The following is a 17,066-nucleotide window of genomic DNA, read 5'->3' as shown; positions in this document are numbered from 1 at the left end:
GGCTTATCGTGTAGCTCAGGCCTTGAGCAGCGCGTCGAGCTTGCCCGCGCGGTCCATGGCAAACAAATCATCGCAACCACCGACGTGGGTGCTGCCGATCCAGATCTGTGGCACCGACGTACGCCCCGCCTTCTGGGCCATTTCGGCGCGCACTTGCGGCTTGCCATCGACCTTGATCTCTTCGAAGGCTACGCCCTTGTTTTCGAGCAGGTACTTGGCTCGCGAGCAGTAGGGGCAGTAATCGCTGGAGTAGACGACGACCTTGGCCATATCACTTCACCAGCGGCAGGTTGTCGGCTTTCCAGCTGGAGATACCGCCGGACAGTTTGGCCGCGGTAAAGCCGGCCTTGAGCAGTTCGCGAGCGTGAGTGCCGGCGGTCTGACCCATGGCGTCCACCAGGATAAGGGTCTTGGCCTTGTGCTTTTCCAGCTCGCCAACGCGGGCAGTCAGCTTGTCGTGGGGGATGTTCAGCGCGCCTACGATGTGGCCGGCGGCGAAATCCTTGGTCGAACGGATGTCGATCACCACACCCGAATCCTTGTTGACCAGCGCGGTCAGTTCGCCGGTGCTCAGGCTGCGGCCGCCACCTTGCATCTGGTAAGCGATCAACAGGCCCAGCAGTACCACGAAGATACCGACGAGCAGATAGTGATTAGTGGCAAATTCAATCAGGTGAGCAACCATCGAAGGAGGTTCCAGGGCGTTAAAATGTCGGCCAGTATACACAGCCACTATGGTCGGCCAAACCCCGTCCGGCGGTGACGCGGAAGGAACTTGCCTTTAAACTGCCACTCCCTTTTTCCATCGCCCCCTTTTTTAACTCAAGCCAGAGCGGAATCTATGACTACCACGCCTAAACCTTTGGTCCTGATGATTCTTGACGGCTTCGGTCACAGTGAGAGCCAGGAATCCAATGCCGTGTTCGCGGCCAACAAGCCGGTCCTCGATCGCCTGTGCGCCACCGTTCCGAATGGCCTGATCTCGGGTTCGGGCATGGATGTCGGCCTGCCGGACGGGCAGATGGGCAACTCGGAAGTCGGCCACATGAACCTTGGCGCGGGCCGCGTGGTGTACCAGGACTTCACCCGCGTGACCAAGGCGATCCGCGACGGCGAGTTCTTCGAGAACCCGACCATCTGCGCCGCCGTGGACAAGGCCGTTGCCGCCGGCAAGGCCGTGCACTTCATGGGCCTGCTGTCCGATGGCGGCGTGCATAGCCACCAGGATCACCTGATCGCCATGGCCGAACTGGCAGTCAAGCGCGGCGCCGAGAAGGTCTATCTGCACGCCTTCCTCGACGGTCGCGACACGCCGCCAAAAAGCGCCCAGTCGTCGATCGAACTGCTGGATGAAGCCTTCAAGACCCTGGGCAAGGGCCGGATCGCCAGCCTGATTGGCCGTTACTTCGCCATGGACCGCGACAACCGCTGGGATCGCGTTGCCCAGGCCTACAACCTGATCGTCGACGGCAAGGGTGAATTCCACGCTGCAACCGCTCAGGAAGGCCTGCAAGCCGCCTACGAGCGCGGCGAGAGCGACGAATTCGTCAAAGCCACGACCATTGGCGACACAGTCACGATTGAAGACGGCGACGCCATGGTGTTCATGAACTTCCGCGCCGACCGCGCTCGCGAGCTGAGCCGGGTGTTCGTCGAAGACAACTTCAGCGAGTTCGAGCGTGCGCGTCAGCCAAAGCTGGCCGGCTTCGTCATGCTCACCCAATACGCTGCCAGCATTCCTGCACCCTCGGCTTTTGCCCCGGGCAGCCTGGAAAACGTGCTGGGCGACTATCTGGCAAAGAACGGCAAGACCCAGCTGCGCATCGCTGAGACCGAAAAGTATGCCCACGTGACCTTCTTCTTCTCCGGTGGCCGCGAAGAACCGTTCCCGGGTGAAGAGCGCATCCTCATCCCTTCGCCAAAAGTCGCCACCTACGACCTGCAGCCGGAGATGAGCGCCCCTGAAGTCACCGACCGCATCGTCGACGCCATCGAAAACCAGCGTTATGACGTGATCGTGGTCAACTACGCCAACGGCGACATGGTCGGCCACAGCGGCGTGTTCTCCGCCGCAGTGAAGGCTGTGGAATGCCTGGACCTGTGCGTCGGCCGAATCGTCGATGCCCTGGAGAAAGTCGGCGGCGAAGCGCTGATCACCGCCGACCACGGTAACGTCGAGCAAATGTCCGACGAATCCACCGGCCAGGCCCACACCGCCCACACCACCGAGCCGGTACCGTTCATCTACTACGGCAAGCGTGACCTCAAGGTCCGCGAAGGCGGCGTCCTGGCGGACGTGGCACCGACCATGCTCAAGCTGCTGGGCCTGGAACAGCCGGCGGAAATGACGGGTAAATCGATCCTCGTCTAACCGCAAGCCCCCCTGTAGGAGCGAGCCGCCCGGAGCAGGCTCGCTCCCACAGGTGTTCATGGGGTTTTTCCATCCAGTTATCACACACTCGGAAAAGGGCATTTTTTTTGCCGTCCATGGCGGGCATACTAAGCTGTCTTTTTTCCCCTGGTGTTACCCACCTCTATGCTCCGCGTCCTGATAGCCCTCGCTCTGACCTGCCTGCTCCAACCGGCCTTCGCTGACGAGCGCGCGCAAACCCAACAACAGTTGGACGCCACGCGTCAGGATATTGCCGAGCTGAAAAAGCTGCTGGGCAAGCTGCAGGAAGAAAAATCCGGCGTGCAGAAAGACCTCAAGGGCACCGAAACCGAGATGGGCAAGCTCGAGAAGCAGGTTGATGCCCTGCAAAAAGAGCTGCAGAAAAGCGAATCCGAGTTGCAGCGACTCGATGCCGAGAAAAAAAAACTCCAGAGCGCGCGCACTGAACAGCAACAACTGATCGCCACCCAGGCCCGAGCGGCCTACCAGAACGGCCGCCAGGAATACCTCAAGCTGCTGCTCAACCAGCAGAACCCCGAGAAATTCGCCCGCACCCTCACCTACTACGACTACCTGAGCCAGGCCCGCCTGGAGCAGTTGAAGAATTTCAACGAAACCCTGAGCCAACTGGCCAATGTCGAGCAGGAAATCAACCAGCAGCAAGCCCAATTGCTGGTACAGAAAAGCAGCCTCGACAGCCAGCGCGATGAACTCGACAAAGTGCGCAAGGAACGTCAGCTGGTGCTGGCCAAGCTCAACACTGACGTAAAAGACCGCGACCAGAAGCTGCAAGCCCGCGAGCAGGATCAGGCCGATCTGTCTAAAGTACTCAAGACCATCGAGGAAACCCTGGCCCGCCAGGCCCGAGAGGCGGAAGAAGCGCGACAGAAAGCGCTGATCGCCCAGCAGGAAGCGGAAAAAAAGCGTTTACGTGAGGCCCAGGCCGCGGCGGATGCCACGTCTGATGCCCCACGCAAAATCACCCGACCAACACCTGGCACACTGGTTTCCAGCTCAGGCGAAACCTTCGGCGGGGCTTTTTCGGCAACTCGGGGAAAACTTCCGTGGCCGGTTGATGGTCGATTGCTTGCACGCTTTGGCGAGACCCGCGGCGATGACGCCCGCACCAAGTGGGACGGGGTGATGATCAGCGCCTCCGCCGGCAGCCAGGTGCATGCTGTGCATGGCGGTCGCGTGGTCTTTGCCGATTGGTTGCGCGGTGCCGGTCTGCTGGTGATTCTCGACCATGGCAACGGTTATTTGAGCTTGTACGGCCACAATCAGACGCTGCTCAAGTCAGCGGGCGATGTGGTCAAGGCCGGGGAGTCCATCTCCACGGTCGGTAACAGCGGCGGCCAGGACACGCCCGCCCTGTATTTCGCTATTCGTCAGCAGGGTCACCCAAGTGATCCGGCACAATGGTGTCGCGCGCAAGGATAGGGCGCCACCTAACTCAGGAGTTCGTTCGACATGCTGCATTTGTCCCGCCTCAATTCACTGGCCCTGACGATCGCCCTGGTGATCGGCGCGCCGCTGGCGTTTGCCGCCGAGCCCGCCTCATCGACCTCGGCCGCGACCACCAAGGCGCCATTGCCGCTGGACGAGTTGCGTACCTTTGCCGAGGTCATGGACCGGATCAAGGCAGCTTATGTTGAACCGGTCGACGACAAGACCCTGCTGGAAAATGCCATCAAGGGCATGCTCAGCAACCTCGATCCGCACTCCGCCTATCTGGGCCCGGAAGACTTCGCCGAGTTGCAGGAAAGCACCAGCGGCGAGTTCGGTGGCCTGGGCATCGAAGTCGGCTCCGAAGACGGCTTCATCAAGGTGGTCTCGCCAATCGACGACACGCCTGCATCCAAGGCCGGCATTCAGGCCGGTGACTTCATCGTCAAGATCAACGGCCAGCCCACCCGCGGCCAGAGCCTGACCGAAGCCGTGGACCGCATGCGCGGCAAGATCGGCGAAAAAATCACCCTGACCCTGGTGCGTGACGGTGGCAATCCGTTCGACGTGACGCTGGCCCGCGCGACCATCCAGGTCAAGAGCGTCAAGGCTCAGTTGCTGGAATCGGGCTACGGTTACATCCGCATCACCCAGTTCCAGGTCAAGACCGGTGACGAGGTGTCCCAGGCCCTGGCCAAGCTGCGCAAGGAAAACGGCAAGAAGCTCAGCGGCATCGTGCTCGATCTGCGCAACAACCCGGGCGGCGTCCTGCAATCGGCGGTGGAGGTGGTCGACCACTTCATCACCAAAGGCCTGATCGTCTACACCAAGGGCCGTATTGCCAACTCCGAGCTGCGCTTCTCCGCCACCGGCAAGGACGAAAGCGAAGCCGTACCGATGGTGGTGCTGATCAACGGTGGCAGCGCCTCGGCCTCGGAAATCGTCGCCGGCGCCCTGCAGGACCAGAAACGCGCAGTGGTCATGGGTACCACCAGTTTCGGCAAGGGCTCGGTACAAACCGTGCTGCCGCTGAACAACGACCGCGCACTGAAAATCACCACGGCGCTGTACTTCACCCCGAACGGACGCTCGATCCAGGCCCAGGGCATCGTCCCGGACATCGAAGTGCGCCGGGCGAAGATCACCAACGAGCAAGACAGCGAGTACTTCAAGGAAGCCGACCTGCAAGGTCACTTGGGCAATGGCAACGGCGGCGCCGACAAGCCAAGCGGTTCGGGCGGCAAGGCCAAGCCGATGCCACAGGATGATGACTATCAGTTGGCCCAGGCGCTGAGCCTGCTCAAGGGCCTGAGCATCACCCGTAGCCGCTGAGATGGGTTTGCGCGGCATCCTCTGCCTGTTGTGCTGCCTGGCCAGCGTCGTCCATGCGACCCTGGCCCAGGCTTCCCCCACGCACAAGGCCTACCTGAGCCTGATCATCGACGACCTGGGACAGAACCTGCCCCGGGATCGTCGCGTGCTGAGCCTGCCCGGCCCGGTGACGACCGCGATCATGCCCGACACCCCCCACGCCGCCGAATTCGCCCGCGAGGCGCACCGCGCCGGCAAGATTGTCATCCTGCACATGCCCATGGACCCGGCCACCGGCCCGTTCGCCTGGCACCCCGAACTGCCCATCGAAGCATTGCAGAGTCGCCTGGATGCGGCGTTCAAGGCCGTACCCTATACGGCGGGCATCAACAACCACATGGGCAGCCGCATGACTGCCCAGCGCCCGGCCATGGCCTGGCTGATGGCCGAACTGCAGCGGCGCCACAAGTTCTTCCTCGACAGCCGCACCAGCGCCCAGACCGTCGCTGCCGCCGAGGCCCAGAAGATCGGCCTTGCCAGCCTGTCGCGGGATGTGTTTCTCGATGATGTGCGTACGGAGGCGGCGATCCTCGGTCAACTGCAGACCGCCATCAGCCTGGCGCGCAAACAGGGCTCGGCAGTGATGATCGGCCACCCTTACCCGCAAACGCTGGCGGTGCTGGAGCGCGAGCTGCCCCGACTCAAGGCCCAGGGCGTCGAGTGGATTGATATCAAATCGATGATCAGCCTGCGCAGCAACCAGGCAATGGCCGGGCATGGCAAGGATGGGCGTTACCGCTAGAGATAGCGTGCCATGATGTCGTCCACCACGCCTTCCTCACGCAACGTGTCCAGCGCGGCCTGCAGCTTGGCGACGGTCTCATCGGACACCTCCTTGTTCAGCGCCAGGTACAACTGCGCGCTATTGAAGCGCAGCACCGTCTTCAGCCCGGTCACGCCGTCCTGGCGTGCCAGATAACGGCCAGCCGGATCACCGGTGGCCCACAGGTCAATCTGGCCATTGACCAGCTTCTTGGCGTTGTCCTGATCGCGCAGCACCACAATGGGTTTGAGCCCCTGCTTGGCCAGGGTTTGCGCAATCGCATCACCTTTGTAGGCGCCGATCTTGTACTTGCGCGCCTGTTGCAGCGATTCGAGGGTGATCTTGCTGTCAGCCCTGGCAAGCAGGATCCAGTCGTCCGGGCCAATGGGGCCGACCCATTTGAACAAACTTTCGCGATCCGGCAGGCGTGCCATGACGAATGCGCCGTAGCCGGGGTTTTCCAGGGCGAGTTTATAGACACGCTCCCAGGGAAAACGCAGGGTCAGGCTGTAGGTAAGGTCGGTGCGTTTGAACATTTCCCGGACGATGTCCACGGCAATGCCGTCGATATTCTCGTCCTGAGCGAAGTTCTTGCCGTTCTTCGCCATGTTGTAAGGCGGGAAGTTTTCCGTCAGCAACACCAGGTCGGTGTTGATGTTTTCCGCTGCGCGTACGGGGCTGGATAACAGCAATGAAGCACTGGCGAGAACGAGGAAAAGGCGTCTGAGCATGTCGGCTACCGGAATCCATGGCGTGCCCAAGCTTGCCTTGAGCCCGCCATGCTGTCCACTGGCCTTTAGCGAACCACGATCCCGCGTGCCGCCATGTAGGCCTTCGCTTCCGGCACGGTGTACTCACCGAAGTGGAAAATACTGGCCGCCAGTACTGCACTGGCGTGACCTTCGAGGATGCCATCGGCCAGGTGCTGCAGGTTGCCAACGCCGCCGGAGGCGATGACCGGAATGCCCAGCGCGTCGCTGATGGCACGGGTCACGCCCAGGTCGAAGCCGCTTTTCATGCCATCCTGATCCATGCTGGTCAGCAGGATCTCACCGGCCCCCAAGCCTTCCATCTTCTTCGCCCACTCCACCGCATCCAACCCGGTAGGTTTGCGTCCGCCATGGGTGAAGATCTCCCAGTGCGGGGTTTCGCCCGGCAACGAGACTTTCTTGGCGTCGATGGCGACCACGATGCACTGCGAGCCGAAATGCTGAGCGGCTTCGCCGACGAATTCCGGGTTGAACACTGCCGCGGTGTTGATCGAGACCTTGTCCGCACCGGCATTGAGCAGGTTGCGAATGTCCTGCACGGTGCGTACGCCACCGCCGACGGTCAGCGGGATGAACACCTGGCTGGCCATGCGCTCGACGGTGTGCAGCGTGGTATCGCGGCCGTCGACGCTGGCGGTGATGTCGAGAAAAGTAATCTCGTCGGCACCCTGCTCATCGTAGCGACGGGCAATTTCCACCGGGTCGCCGGCGTCACGAATGTTCTCGAATTTCACACCCTTGACCACCCGGCCGTTGTCTACGTCCAGGCAAGGGATGATGCGTTTGGCCAGCGCCATGGTCAGTCCTCAGCCTTTGTACGAATCGCAGAAGGCTTGCGCCTCGGCGACGTCGAGAGTGCCTTCGTAGATCGCACGGCCGGTGATAGCGCCGATGATACCGGGGGCCTTGGCGTCGAGCAGGGTCTTGATGTCGCCCAGGTTGTGGATGCCGCCGGAAGCGATCACCGGGATCTTTGTTGCAGCAGCCAGTGCGGCGGTGAACGGTACGTTGCAGCCCTGCATCATGCCGTCTTTGGCGATGTCGGTATAAACAATCGAAGAGACGCCGTCGGCTTCAAACTGCTTGGCCAGGTCGATCACCTGGATGGTGCTGATTTCAGCCCAGCCGTCGGTGGCGACAAAACCGTCTTTGGCATCCAGACCCACGATGATTTTGCCCGGAAACGCGCGGCAAGCTTCGGCGACGAACGCAGGATCTTTCACGGCCTTGGTGCCGATGATCACGTAGCTCACACCCGCTTTCACGTAGTGCTCGATGGTTTCCAGGGAGCGGATACCGCCGCCGATCTGGATCGGCAGGTTCGGGTAGCGCTTGGCGATCGCAGTGACGACTTCGCCGTTGACTGGCTGGCCTTCGAAGGCGCCGTTCAGGTCGACCAGATGCAGACGACGGCAGCCGCCCTCCACCCATTTGGCGGCCATGCTCACCGGGTCATCGGAGAACACCGTGGAATCTTCCATACGGCCCTGGCGCAGACGTACACAGGCACCGTCTTTAAGATCGATAGCGGGAATAATCAGCATCTGGCAAACCTTCAATTCGATTTTTCAGCGTTGCTCGAAATCAGTTTTTTTCGAGCGCCCACAGGTCGCTTTCGATGCTTTCAAACCTCTCTTTGAGGTGCGTCTGCACATCGAAAATCGCCCTGTTGTAATAGTGCGGAGCAATTTCGCGGGTAAACAGCTCAAGAATCTCAGCCGCCTCGAACGTACCGAGGTCGAGTTCGAAGCGGTCCTCCATGAACCGCTTGATCTTGCTGTTGGCCTCGTTCTCCTGCTCGGCGGTGAGCCGCAGGATCGGCGGCTTTGACTTCTTGACCGCCATTACCAGCGACCGTCCCACGCGGCGAAGTTCTGCAGCAACTGCAGGCCGTGGGAATGGCTCTTCTCCGGGTGGAACTGCACGGCGAAGCGCGAGCCTTCGGCCAGTGCGGCGGCGAAATTCTGGCCGTAGTGACCGCCACCTACCACCTGGCGCGGATTACCGGCGGCGATGTAGTAGCTGTGCACGAAGTAAAAGCGCGCCAGGTCAGGAATGTTGTGCCACAGCGGGTGATCCACCGTCTGCTGCACTTCGTTCCAGCCCATGTGCGGGACTTTCAGGTGTTCGCCGTCTTCGTGCAGGTCTTTGCCGAAAAACTTCACCTGACCCGGGAACAGGCCGATGCAGTCAACTCCGTCGTTCTCTTCACTGTGATCGAGCAAGGCCTGCATGCCCACACAGATGCCGAGGAACGGACGATCCTGGCTGACTTCACGGACCAGCGAGTCGAAGCCCAGGCGACGAATCTCAGCCATGCAGTCGCGAATCGCGCCGACACCGGGGAAGACCACCCGGTCGGCTTCGCGAATCACGCTGGCATCGCTGGTAATCAGCACCTTGCCGGCACCGACGTGTTCCAACGCCTTGGCCACCGAGTGCAGGTTACCCATGCCGTAATCGATTACCGCAACGGTCTGCATTACAGGACGCCCTTGGTCGAGGGCATTTGCCCGGCCATGCGGTCATCCAGCTCGACGGCCATGCGCAGGGCGCGGCCGAAAGCCTTGAACACGGTTTCGATCTGGTGGTGGGTGTTGTGCCCACGCAGATTGTCGATGTGCAGGGTGACGTTGGCGTGGTTGACGAAGCCCTGGAAGAACTCCTGGAACAAGTCCACGTCGAAGCCACCAACGGTCGCGCGAGTGTAGGGAACGTGCATCTGCAGGCCTGGCCGGCCGGAGAAGTCGATCACCACGCGCGACAGCGCTTCGTCGAGCGGCACATAGGCGTGGCCATAACGACGGATGCCTTTCTTGTCGCCAATGGCTTTGCTGAAGGCTTGGCCCAAGGTGATACCGACGTCTTCCACGGTGTGGTGATCGTCGATATGCAGGTCGCCCTTGCTCTCGATATCCAGGTCGATCAGCCCGTGACGGGCGATCTGGTCCAGCATGTGCTCAAGAAAAGGTACACCGATATCAAATCGGGCCTTTCCGGTGCCATCCAGGTTGATCGAGGCTTTGATCTGGGTTTCCAGAGTGTCGCGCTCGACGGAGGCAATACGTTCGGCCATCACCAGCTCCGCAAAATCATTGGGCGAAAAAGGCAGCCAGTATAGGCGTGCGGGCGGGAAACAGAAACATGCGAGGTGAGATGGCTGACGGATAGAAGCCCGTATTTGCGGGGATAGACATGTCCATACAAGACATGTCGGCCATGTTTTCAAACCACTGCACAAAACTACTGTGGGAGCGAGCCTGCTCGCGAAGGGGACCTCACATTCAACATCGCCGTCGATTGTCAGACCGCCTTCGCGAGCAGGCTCGCTCCTACACAAGGGCAACGGTGTTAGTGGAACAACACTGCCGTCTTCTGCAACGTCACCCAGATCCCCCACGCCAGCGGAATCCCCACCGCCAGCCAGGCCGCCACCGCCAACGGCACGCTGCCCGAAGAGGCTTTCCACTCCAGCACGGTGCTGCTGTTGGCGCCCTTGTCGTGGCCCAGCGCCTGTTCGGCGGCGAGTTCGGCGTCGGTCATGAAGTACTTGTCGGCCACCGGCCGCACCAGCAGATTGCACAGGAACCCGAGCACCAGCAGGCCGGCGAGGATGTACAGAGTGATGTCATAGGCCGCCGCACGCTCAACGCCGATGCTCAACTGATACTCACGCAGGTAGTTCACCAGCACCGGGCCGAGTACACCGGCTGCGGCCCAGGCGGTAAGCAAACGACCGTGAATGGCACCAACCATTTGCGTACCGAACAGGTCGGCGAGGTAGGCCGGCACGGTGGCAAAACCGCCGCCGTACATCGAGAGGATGATGCAGAACGCCGCGACAAACAGCGAAACGTTACCCAGGTGCCCGAGATTCGGGATCAACGCATAGAGGGCAAAACCTAGGGCGAAGAACACGAAGTAGGTATTTTTTCGTCCCAGGTAGTCGGAAAACGACGCCCAGAAGAAGCGCCCGCCGATGTTGAACAGGCTCAGCAAGCCTGTGAAGCCCGCCGCGATCGCCGCAATCGACGCCAATTGTCCGGCATCCAGCGCGCCGAAAGGCAAGTCATTGCCCAGCAGCTTGCCGCCGAACACCTCTTGCAGCAGCGGCGAAGCCATGCCGAGGATGCCGATACCGGCCGAAACGTTCAGGCACAACACCAGCCAGACCAGGCGGAACTGCGGGGTTTTCCATGCAACGTTCACGTGGACATGGCGATGAGTGATCATCGCGTTCGCGGTTTTTTTCTCCGGCGGTGTCCAGCCTTCAGGCTTCCAGCCGGTCGGCGGAACACGGTAGGACATCGCACCGCCAATCATGAACACCAGGTAGATCGCCGCCATTACCAGGAAGCTCTGCCAGACGCCGACACCGCTTGGCGAAGCAAAATGGCTCATCAAGGCAGCCGCCAACGGCGCGCCGACCATGGCCCCACCACCGAACCCCATGATCGCCATGCCGGTGGCCATGCCGCGCTTGTCCGGAAACCATTTGATCAAGGTCGAGACCGGGGAAATGTAGCCCAGGCCCAGGCCAATCCCGCCGATGACGCCGGAGCCGAGCCACATCAGCCAGATCTGGTGGGTATAGATACCCAGCGCGGAAATCAGCAGGCCGCCGCACCAGCACAGCGCCGACACCACACCCGCCTTGCGCGGTCCGGCGTGCTCCAGCCAGCCGCCCCAGATGGCTGCCGAGCAACCGAGGAAGATGAAGAACAGCGTGTAGATCCAGCCGAGCATCGAGATCGGCCAGTCGCACTGCGATGAGAAAACTTGCGCGATAAAGCTCATGTCCGGCGCGCACGCAATCGGCGCGGTCACGCCCAACGCCTTGGACAGCGGCAACCAGAAGACCGAGAAGCCATAGGCCATGCCGATGCACAGGTGGATGGCCAATGCGGCCGGTGGAACCAGCCAGCGGTTGAAACCGGGCTTGGCGATGATGCGTTCCTTGGACAGGAACGCCGGTTCGGCGGCACTATTGCCGGCCACGGTGCTCGTGCTCATTTGTGTTTCCCCCAATTATTAGTATGGTTCGCCGGATTGACCTCGTTCCCGGCCTTGTTGCACACCAGGCATGACCGTTTTTTCGAATGAAGCAACTCTCTGCGCGACAACAGGTCGCAGCGATACCGACGAACGGCCGCAGGGTAGCATTTGCCCGACCTGGAAAAACCTGACCGATCAGGCCTTTTTTCAGGTGATTTGCGTCGATCACCCGGCAAAAAACCGTTTTAACCCTGGAGCGAACAGTCAGGATCGCTCTCTGCAAGGAATTCCCATGCCCATCGTTGTCGAATCGCTGCACAGCCCCAGCTATCAGGATCAGCAGGATCTGCAGAAAATTTATCAGGACGCCCCGCAGTGGCTGTTCGCGCCCTACGCCGATGAACGTCAACTGATTGAAGATAGCTTGTCTGACGGCAGCCTGATCGCCGGGCGCTTCAACGACCGCCTGCTGGGCGCCGCGCGACTGGACCGCCAGGCGCCCGTGTGGCAGTTGTCGCATCTGTGCGTACGCAAAGTGACCCGACGCCGTGGGGTGGCCGAGCGCCTGATCTGCGAGGCCCGCAACATGGCCGAGCGCGCTGGCGCGACCTTGCATCTGCTGGCCCCTGGCGGCCACCTGGAGGCGCAGGCCCTGGCCGCCAAGCTCAAGTTGCCGCTGGACCTGCTGTAAATGTGATCGCTGACCAGTCGTCAGTTTCGGGGCGCTATACTCCCCGGCTAAATTTCGAATTCGACTCTCTACAAGGACTCGCCCATGAAAGCGTTCGGCAAAATCCTGGGTCTGGTACTTCTCGGGCTATTGCTGGTCATTGTGGCCCTGGGCTTTGCCCTGACCCACTTGTTCGACCCCAATGACTACAAAGACGAGATTCGCCAGATTGCCCGCGACAAGGCCCACATCGAGCTGACGCTCAATGGCGATATCGGCTGGAGCCTGTTCCCCTGGCTCGGTCTTGAACTGCACGAAGCCAGTGTCGCGACCCTGGCCAACCCCACTGCGCCCTTCGCCGACCTGCAAATGCTCGGCCTGTCGGTACGCGTATTGCCGCTGCTGCGCCGTGAAGTGCAGATGAGCGACGTGCGCGTCGAAGGCCTGAACCTGCGCCTGAATCGCGACAAGGATGGCCACGGCAACTGGGAAGACATCGGCAAAGCCGCTCCCGTAGCGAACAGCACCGGTACGCCCGCGAGCAGCCCTGCACCAACCAGCGAGACCCCCGCCAGCACGGAAAAACCCGCGCAGCCGATGCGCCTCGACATCGACAGCCTGACCGTCAACAACGCTCGCGTGGAATACACCGACGAGCGCACCGGCAAGCAATTCAGCGCCGAAAGCATCCAGTTGAGCACCGGCCCGGTGCACGACTCGACCAATATCGACGTCAAGCTCACCGCCTTCCTCTCCAGCAACCAGCCGGCCCTGCGGGTACGCAGTGAACTGAACGGCGAGTTGCGTTTCGAGCGCGCCCTGCAGCGCTACAAATTCGAAGACATGAAACTCACCGGCGAACTGACCGGCGAGCCACTCGAAGGCAAGGCCGTGACCTTCTCCGCCCAAGGGCAAGTCGCCGTGGATAAAGCGGCGAACGTCGCTGAATGGACTGGCATCAAGCTGTCGATCAACCAGTTGCGCGCCCTCGGCGAGCTGAAGGCCAACGACCTCGACAAGACCCCGCAAATCAGCGGCGCGTTGTCGATTGCCCAGTTCGACCTGGCGAAATTCGTCGACAGCATCGGGCAGAAACTGCCGGCCATGGGCGAAGGCAGCCTGAGCAAAGTCGAACTGGTCAGCCGCATCGCTGCGACCCCAACCAGTGTGGCGCTGGACAATATCAACCTGAAGCTCGACGACAGCACCTTCAGCGGCCGCATCGCCGTCGAAGACTTCGCCAAGCAAGCGCTGCGCGTGCAGCTCAAGGGCGACACCTTCAATGCTGATCGCTACCTGCCACCGAAATCCGCCGAGGCCAACAGCGCTGCCGTGGCCCGCCAGGCGGAAGTCAGCAGCACCGAGGCCGACGCCATGGCCGGCGCTGGCAGCACCCCGCTGCCGAATGCGCCGACCAAAGGCGCCTGGAGCACCGACAAGCTGATCCCCACCGAGCGCCTGAGCAAGCTCGACCTGGATGCCGAGCTGACCTTCGGCCAACTGACTCTGGACAAACTGCCGATCCAGAACGCCGCGCTCAAGGCCACGGGCCAGGGCGGCCTGCTGACTCTGCAGAACCTCAGTGGAGAGCTGTACAACGGCACGTTCAACGCCAAGGGCACCCTCGACGTGCGTCAGACGGTGCCGGCGCTGAGCATGCAGACCGCGATCAGCCGGGTACCCGCGGAAAAAATCCTCGAAAGCCAGGGCAAGAATCCACCGGTCAAAGGGCTGGTAACGCTCAACAGCAACCTGACCGCCAACGGCAATAGCCAGAAAACCCTGATCGACAGCCTCAACGGCAACGCCAGCTTCGTGATCAACAACGGCGTGCTGCTCAACGCCAATCTTGAACAACAGTTGTGCAAAGGCATCGCCACCCTCAATCGCAAAACCCTGAGCGGCGAACCACGCGGCAAGGACACGCCGTTCCAGGAGCTCAAGGGCAACCTGACCTTGCGTAACGGCGTGGCCAGTAACCCGGACCTGAAAGTGCGTATTCCCGGCATGACCGTCAACGGCAATGGCGACCTCGATCTGCGCGTGCTAGGCATGGATTACCGCGTCGGCATCATCGTCGAAGGCGACCAGCGCGAGATGCCTGATCCGGCCTGCCAGGTCGGTGATAAATTCGTCGGCATCGAATGGCCACTGCGCTGCCGTGGCCCGCTGGAGCTTGGCGCCAAAGCCTGCCGCCTGGACAACGAACGCCTCGGCCAGGTCGCCGCCAAAATGGCGGGCGACAAGCTTAACGATAAGCTCAGCGAGAAAATCGACGAGAAGCTTGGTGACAAGGTCAGCCCAGAACTCAAAGACGCACTCAAGGGGCTGTTCAAACGATGAGAGCCGAGCAATTTTCCACGGCGGTGCTTGATTGGTACGACCGCCACGGCCGCCATGACTTACCTTGGCAGCAGGGCATCACGCCCTACCGGGTGTGGGTCTCGGAGATCATGTTGCAGCAGACCCAGGTCAGCACCGTGCTGAACTACTTCGACCGTTTCATGGCCTCGCTGCCCACGGTCGAGGCTCTGGCGGCGGCGCCGGAAGATGAGGTGCTGCACCTGTGGACCGGGCTGGGATACTACACCCGCGCCCGCAACCTGCAGAAGACTGCAAAAATCGTGGTCGCCGAGTACGGTGGCGAGTTTCCCCGCGATGTGGAAAAACTCACCGAGCTGCCGGGCATCGGCCTGTCTACCGCCGGCGCCATCGCCAGCCTGAGCATGGGCCTGCGCGCACCGATCCTCGACGGTAACGTCAAACGGGTTCTGGCGCGCTATACCGCGCAGGAGGGCTACCCGGGCGAGCCGAAGGTCGCCAAACAGCTATGGGCCACGGCAGAGCGCTTTACTCCCCAAGACCGCGTCAACGCCTACACCCAGGCGATGATGGACATGGGCGCAACCCTCTGCACCCGCAGCAAACCCAGTTGCCTGCTGTGCCCGCTGAAAAACGGCTGTAAGGCGCACCTGTTGGGCCTGGAAACCCGCTACCCGATTCCCAAACCGCGCAAGACTGTGCCGCAAAAGCGCACCCTCATGCCATTGCTGGCCAACCGCGACGGCGCCATTCTGCTTTACCGGCGCCCATCCACCGGTCTCTGGGGCGGCCTGTGGAGCCTGCCGGAACTGGACGACCTCGGCGACCTCGAGCACTTGGCCCTGCAACATTCGCTGCAACTGGGCAGGCAAACCGAACTGCCGAACCTGGTCCACACCTTCAGCCATTTCCAGTTGGCTATCGAACCCTGGCTGGTTCAGGTCCAGGAGGCCGGCCAGCACGTGGCCGAGGCCGACTGGCTCTGGTATAACCTCGCCACCCCGCCGCGCCTGGGCCTCGCCGCCCCGGTGAAGAAACTGCTGAAGCGCGCGGCCGACGTATTGAACGCAGGAGAGTCGTCATGACCCGCACCATCATGTGCCGCAAGTACCAAGAAGAACTGCCGGGCCTGGAGCGCGCTCCCTTCCCGGGCGCCAAAGGCCAGGACATTTTCGATCACGTCTCGCATAAAGCTTGGGCCGACTGGCAGAAACACCAGACCCTGCTGATCAACGAGAAGCGTTTGAACATGATGAACGCTGAAGACCGCAAATACCTGCAGGGCGAGATGGACAAGTTCTTCTCGGGCGAAGATTACGCCAAGGCCGAAGGCTACGTTCCACCAGTGGAATAACCCCGCAAAATCGGGGGTCGGATCGTAAGCGACGGAATAAATTAAAATTTTTCTGAAAACCCGCTTGACGACCCCCTGAAAAAGCCGTTTAATGCGCCCCGTTGCCCAGATAGCTCAGTCGGTAGAGCAGGGGATTGAAAATCCCCGTGTCGGCGGTTCGATTCCGTCTCTGGGCACCACTTATTCATTTCAGGTGGTGTCAAAATCACCCGAAAGCTACAAAAAGCCCGCCTAGCGCGGGTTTTTTGTTATCTCGCCCAGATAGCTCAGTCGGTAGAGCAGGGGATTGAAAATCCCCGTGTCGGCGGTTCGATTCCGTCTCTGGGCACCAATACAAAAACCCTGAATCGCAAGATTCAGGGTTTTTTTATGCCTGCAGGAAAGCCAGGAAGCCTTCCACCCTCCCCGTCATTGCGCGTCGTTCCAGTGGAACACCAGGTTTCGCGCCGCTCCATTACCAACATCCGCCACGTCATGCCGCACTTCGCCATTGCGCGTAGCAACCACCGAGTACTTGCCCGCCGGCAATCGCACGTAGACCAGCGGCCCAACGTTATCCAGATTCAACACGGTCTGCCCTGACGCCTTTTCCACCGATACATCCACGTCAGAGGTGTACTGGTTTTGCGCGCCCACGGCGAATGTCATGTGCAAGTTATAGCCCTGGCTTTGCTGGATGCTGCGCGATTCGTCCTCGCCGATCCCACCCGTCAGGTAGGTGATGCCGTTTTGCTGCTCTGGTTGCGCCCGCACGCCGGCGCTGTCAATTGCCTCGTCACTGACGGCCTGCACTATCAGCGGAAATATCAGCAAGCCGAGCGCAGCAACAGGCACGATGAAAGAATGGACGTGTTTCATGATGACAACTCCCGGGCTCATCAGAACCCATTCGTTACCTACTTTGGAGGTCATCGAGCCAGACGACGTTTCAGATTGATTGGCACTTGAGCCCACTGCAAAACGCACTAGCCGATTGTTGATCA

General features: G+C 61.0%; 18 protein-coding genes and 2 tRNA genes. 10 read left to right on the top strand and 10 right to left on the bottom strand.

The features are described from left to right. Window positions 1-15: 15 nt before the first annotated feature. Both grxC and KW062_RS02300 read right to left on the bottom strand, forming a co-directional pair. Window positions 16-270 carry a glutaredoxin 3 gene (grxC, locus tag KW062_RS02305; RefSeq protein ID WP_027617364.1) on the bottom strand — a complete coding sequence of 85 codons (255 nt, stop codon included), beginning with the start codon at window positions 268-270 and terminating at the stop codon, window positions 16-18. A gap of 1 nt (window position 271) precedes the next feature. After that, the gene (locus KW062_RS02300; protein WP_027617363.1) at window positions 272-685 is read right to left on the bottom strand and encodes a rhodanese-like domain-containing protein; all 414 of its coding nucleotides are present in this window, start codon (window positions 683-685) and stop codon (window positions 272-274) included. 156 nt (window positions 686-841) lie between these two features. On the opposite strand from KW062_RS02300, the gene gpmI reads away from it, so the two are divergent. The 4 genes from gpmI to KW062_RS02280 all read left to right on the top strand — a co-directional run bounded on the left by gpmI (window position 842) and on the right by KW062_RS02280 (window position 5,951). Next, a complete protein-coding gene (gpmI, locus tag KW062_RS02295; protein ID WP_105754073.1) occupies window positions 842-2,371 on the top strand; it encodes a 2,3-bisphosphoglycerate-independent phosphoglycerate mutase in 1,530 nt (509 codons plus the stop codon). Window positions 2,372-2,536: 165 nt separating this feature from the next. Next, the gene (locus tag KW062_RS02290) at window positions 2,537-3,832 is read left to right on the top strand and encodes a murein hydrolase activator EnvC family protein (RefSeq protein ID WP_105754074.1); all 1,296 of its coding nucleotides are present in this window, start codon (window positions 2,537-2,539) and stop codon (window positions 3,830-3,832) included. 30 nt (window positions 3,833-3,862) lie between these two features. After that, the gene (locus tag KW062_RS02285; protein ID WP_027617360.1) at window positions 3,863-5,170 is read left to right on the top strand and encodes a S41 family peptidase; all 1,308 of its coding nucleotides are present in this window, start codon (window positions 3,863-3,865) and stop codon (window positions 5,168-5,170) included. 1 nt (window position 5,171) lies between these two features. Next, a complete protein-coding gene (locus KW062_RS02280) occupies window positions 5,172-5,951 on the top strand; it encodes a divergent polysaccharide deacetylase family protein (RefSeq protein WP_105754075.1) in 780 nt (259 codons plus the stop codon). Here KW062_RS02280 and KW062_RS02275 read toward each other — a convergent pair. The 7 genes from KW062_RS02275 to KW062_RS02245 form a co-directional block, all read right to left on the bottom strand. Next, window positions 5,948-6,703, bottom strand: a complete 756-nt coding sequence (locus KW062_RS02275; protein ID WP_105754076.1) for a substrate-binding periplasmic protein — start codon at window positions 6,701-6,703, stop codon at window positions 5,948-5,950. The two genes, KW062_RS02280 and KW062_RS02275, sit on opposite strands and share 4 nt — an antisense overlap. A gap of 65 nt (window positions 6,704-6,768) precedes the next feature. Continuing rightward, window positions 6,769-7,539, bottom strand: coding sequence for an imidazole glycerol phosphate synthase subunit HisF (gene hisF / locus KW062_RS02270; RefSeq protein WP_105754077.1), 771 nt, complete (start codon window positions 7,537-7,539; stop codon window positions 6,769-6,771). Between the two features lie 9 nt (window positions 7,540-7,548). After that, the gene (gene hisA / locus KW062_RS02265; protein WP_027617356.1) at window positions 7,549-8,286 is read right to left on the bottom strand and encodes a 1-(5-phosphoribosyl)-5-[(5-phosphoribosylamino)methylideneamino]imidazole-4-carboxamide isomerase; all 738 of its coding nucleotides are present in this window, start codon (window positions 8,284-8,286) and stop codon (window positions 7,549-7,551) included. A 40-nt stretch (window positions 8,287-8,326) separates the two neighbouring features. Next, a complete protein-coding gene (locus KW062_RS02260) occupies window positions 8,327-8,587 on the bottom strand; it encodes a DUF2164 domain-containing protein (RefSeq protein WP_027617355.1) in 261 nt (86 codons plus the stop codon). Beyond that, window positions 8,587-9,225, bottom strand: a complete 639-nt coding sequence (hisH, locus tag KW062_RS02255; RefSeq protein ID WP_027617354.1) for an imidazole glycerol phosphate synthase subunit HisH — start codon at window positions 9,223-9,225, stop codon at window positions 8,587-8,589. Before hisH ends, KW062_RS02260 begins: the two co-directional genes overlap by 1 nt. Next, on the bottom strand, window positions 9,225-9,818 hold the full coding sequence (gene hisB / locus KW062_RS02250; RefSeq protein WP_027617353.1) for an imidazoleglycerol-phosphate dehydratase HisB: 594 nt from the start codon (window positions 9,816-9,818) through the stop codon (window positions 9,225-9,227). The genes hisH and hisB overlap by 1 nt, the downstream gene beginning before the upstream one ends. A 275-nt stretch (window positions 9,819-10,093) precedes the next feature. Beyond that, entirely contained in the window at window positions 10,094-11,755 is a 1,662-nt protein-coding gene (locus KW062_RS02245; protein WP_105754078.1) for an OFA family MFS transporter, read from the bottom strand. Between the two features lie 274 nt (window positions 11,756-12,029). Here KW062_RS02245 and KW062_RS02240 point away from each other — a divergent pair, with 274 nt between their 5' ends. From KW062_RS02240 to KW062_RS02215, 6 genes are all read left to right on the top strand, one after another. Further along, window positions 12,030-12,428 (top strand): acetyl-CoA sensor PanZ family protein, encoded by a 399-nt coding sequence (locus KW062_RS02240; protein ID WP_105754079.1) that lies wholly within the window; start codon window positions 12,030-12,032, stop codon window positions 12,426-12,428. 84 nt (window positions 12,429-12,512) lie between these two features. After that, window positions 12,513-14,750, top strand: a complete 2,238-nt coding sequence (locus tag KW062_RS02235) for an AsmA family protein (protein ID WP_105754080.1) — start codon at window positions 12,513-12,515, stop codon at window positions 14,748-14,750. Continuing rightward, on the top strand, window positions 14,747-15,814 hold the full coding sequence (gene mutY / locus KW062_RS02230; protein WP_105754081.1) for an A/G-specific adenine glycosylase: 1,068 nt from the start codon (window positions 14,747-14,749) through the stop codon (window positions 15,812-15,814). Before KW062_RS02235 ends, mutY begins: the two co-directional genes overlap by 4 nt. Then, complete coding sequence (locus KW062_RS02225) at window positions 15,811-16,083, top strand: oxidative damage protection protein (protein ID WP_105754082.1); 273 nt, start codon at window positions 15,811-15,813, stop codon at window positions 16,081-16,083. The genes mutY and KW062_RS02225 overlap by 4 nt, the downstream gene beginning before the upstream one ends. A gap of 103 nt (window positions 16,084-16,186) precedes the next feature. After that, a tRNA-Phe gene (locus tag KW062_RS02220) sits at window positions 16,187-16,262 on the top strand. Between the two features lie 76 nt (window positions 16,263-16,338). Continuing rightward, a tRNA-Phe gene (locus KW062_RS02215) sits at window positions 16,339-16,414 on the top strand. 77 nt (window positions 16,415-16,491) lie between these two features. Here KW062_RS02215 and KW062_RS02210 read toward each other — a convergent pair. Continuing rightward, complete coding sequence (locus KW062_RS02210; protein WP_105754083.1) at window positions 16,492-16,941, bottom strand: hypothetical protein; 450 nt, start codon at window positions 16,939-16,941, stop codon at window positions 16,492-16,494. Window positions 16,942-17,066: the final 125 nt, after the last annotated feature.

The organism is Pseudomonas fluorescens (assembly GCF_019212185.1).
GTDB lineage: Bacteria > Pseudomonadota > Gammaproteobacteria > Pseudomonadales > Pseudomonadaceae > Aquipseudomonas.
The sequence above is the reverse complement of the archived record's forward strand: the minus strand, read 5'-3'. Positions and strand labels throughout refer to the sequence as shown.

Coding starts and splice junctions, on each gene's coding strand:
- grxC (WP_027617364.1), bottom strand. CDS start 270: ATGGCCAAGGTCGTCGTCTACTCCAGCGATTACTGCCCCTACTGCTCG.
- KW062_RS02300 (WP_027617363.1), bottom strand. CDS start 685: ATGGTTGCTCACCTGATTGAATTTGCCACTAATCACTATCTGCTCGTC.
- gpmI (WP_105754073.1), top strand. CDS start 842: ATGACTACCACGCCTAAACCTTTGGTCCTGATGATTCTTGACGGCTTC.
- KW062_RS02290 (WP_105754074.1), top strand. CDS start 2,537: ATGCTCCGCGTCCTGATAGCCCTCGCTCTGACCTGCCTGCTCCAACCG.
- KW062_RS02285 (WP_027617360.1), top strand. CDS start 3,863: ATGCTGCATTTGTCCCGCCTCAATTCACTGGCCCTGACGATCGCCCTG.
- KW062_RS02280 (WP_105754075.1), top strand. CDS start 5,172: ATGGGTTTGCGCGGCATCCTCTGCCTGTTGTGCTGCCTGGCCAGCGTC.
- KW062_RS02275 (WP_105754076.1), bottom strand. CDS start 6,703: ATGCTCAGACGCCTTTTCCTCGTTCTCGCCAGTGCTTCATTGCTGTTA.
- hisF (WP_105754077.1), bottom strand. CDS start 7,539: ATGGCGCTGGCCAAACGCATCATCCCTTGCCTGGACGTAGACAACGGC.
- hisA (WP_027617356.1), bottom strand. CDS start 8,286: ATGCTGATTATTCCCGCTATCGATCTTAAAGACGGTGCCTGTGTACGT.
- KW062_RS02260 (WP_027617355.1), bottom strand. CDS start 8,587: ATGGCGGTCAAGAAGTCAAAGCCGCCGATCCTGCGGCTCACCGCCGAG.
- hisH (WP_027617354.1), bottom strand. CDS start 9,225: ATGCAGACCGTTGCGGTAATCGATTACGGCATGGGTAACCTGCACTCG.
- hisB (WP_027617353.1), bottom strand. CDS start 9,818: ATGGCCGAACGTATTGCCTCCGTCGAGCGCGACACTCTGGAAACCCAG.
- KW062_RS02245 (WP_105754078.1), bottom strand. CDS start 11,755: ATGAGCACGAGCACCGTGGCCGGCAATAGTGCCGCCGAACCGGCGTTC.
- KW062_RS02240 (WP_105754079.1), top strand. CDS start 12,030: ATGCCCATCGTTGTCGAATCGCTGCACAGCCCCAGCTATCAGGATCAG.
- KW062_RS02235 (WP_105754080.1), top strand. CDS start 12,513: ATGAAAGCGTTCGGCAAAATCCTGGGTCTGGTACTTCTCGGGCTATTG.
- mutY (WP_105754081.1), top strand. CDS start 14,747: ATGAGAGCCGAGCAATTTTCCACGGCGGTGCTTGATTGGTACGACCGC.
- KW062_RS02225 (WP_105754082.1), top strand. CDS start 15,811: ATGACCCGCACCATCATGTGCCGCAAGTACCAAGAAGAACTGCCGGGC.
- KW062_RS02210 (WP_105754083.1), bottom strand. CDS start 16,941: ATGAAACACGTCCATTCTTTCATCGTGCCTGTTGCTGCGCTCGGCTTG.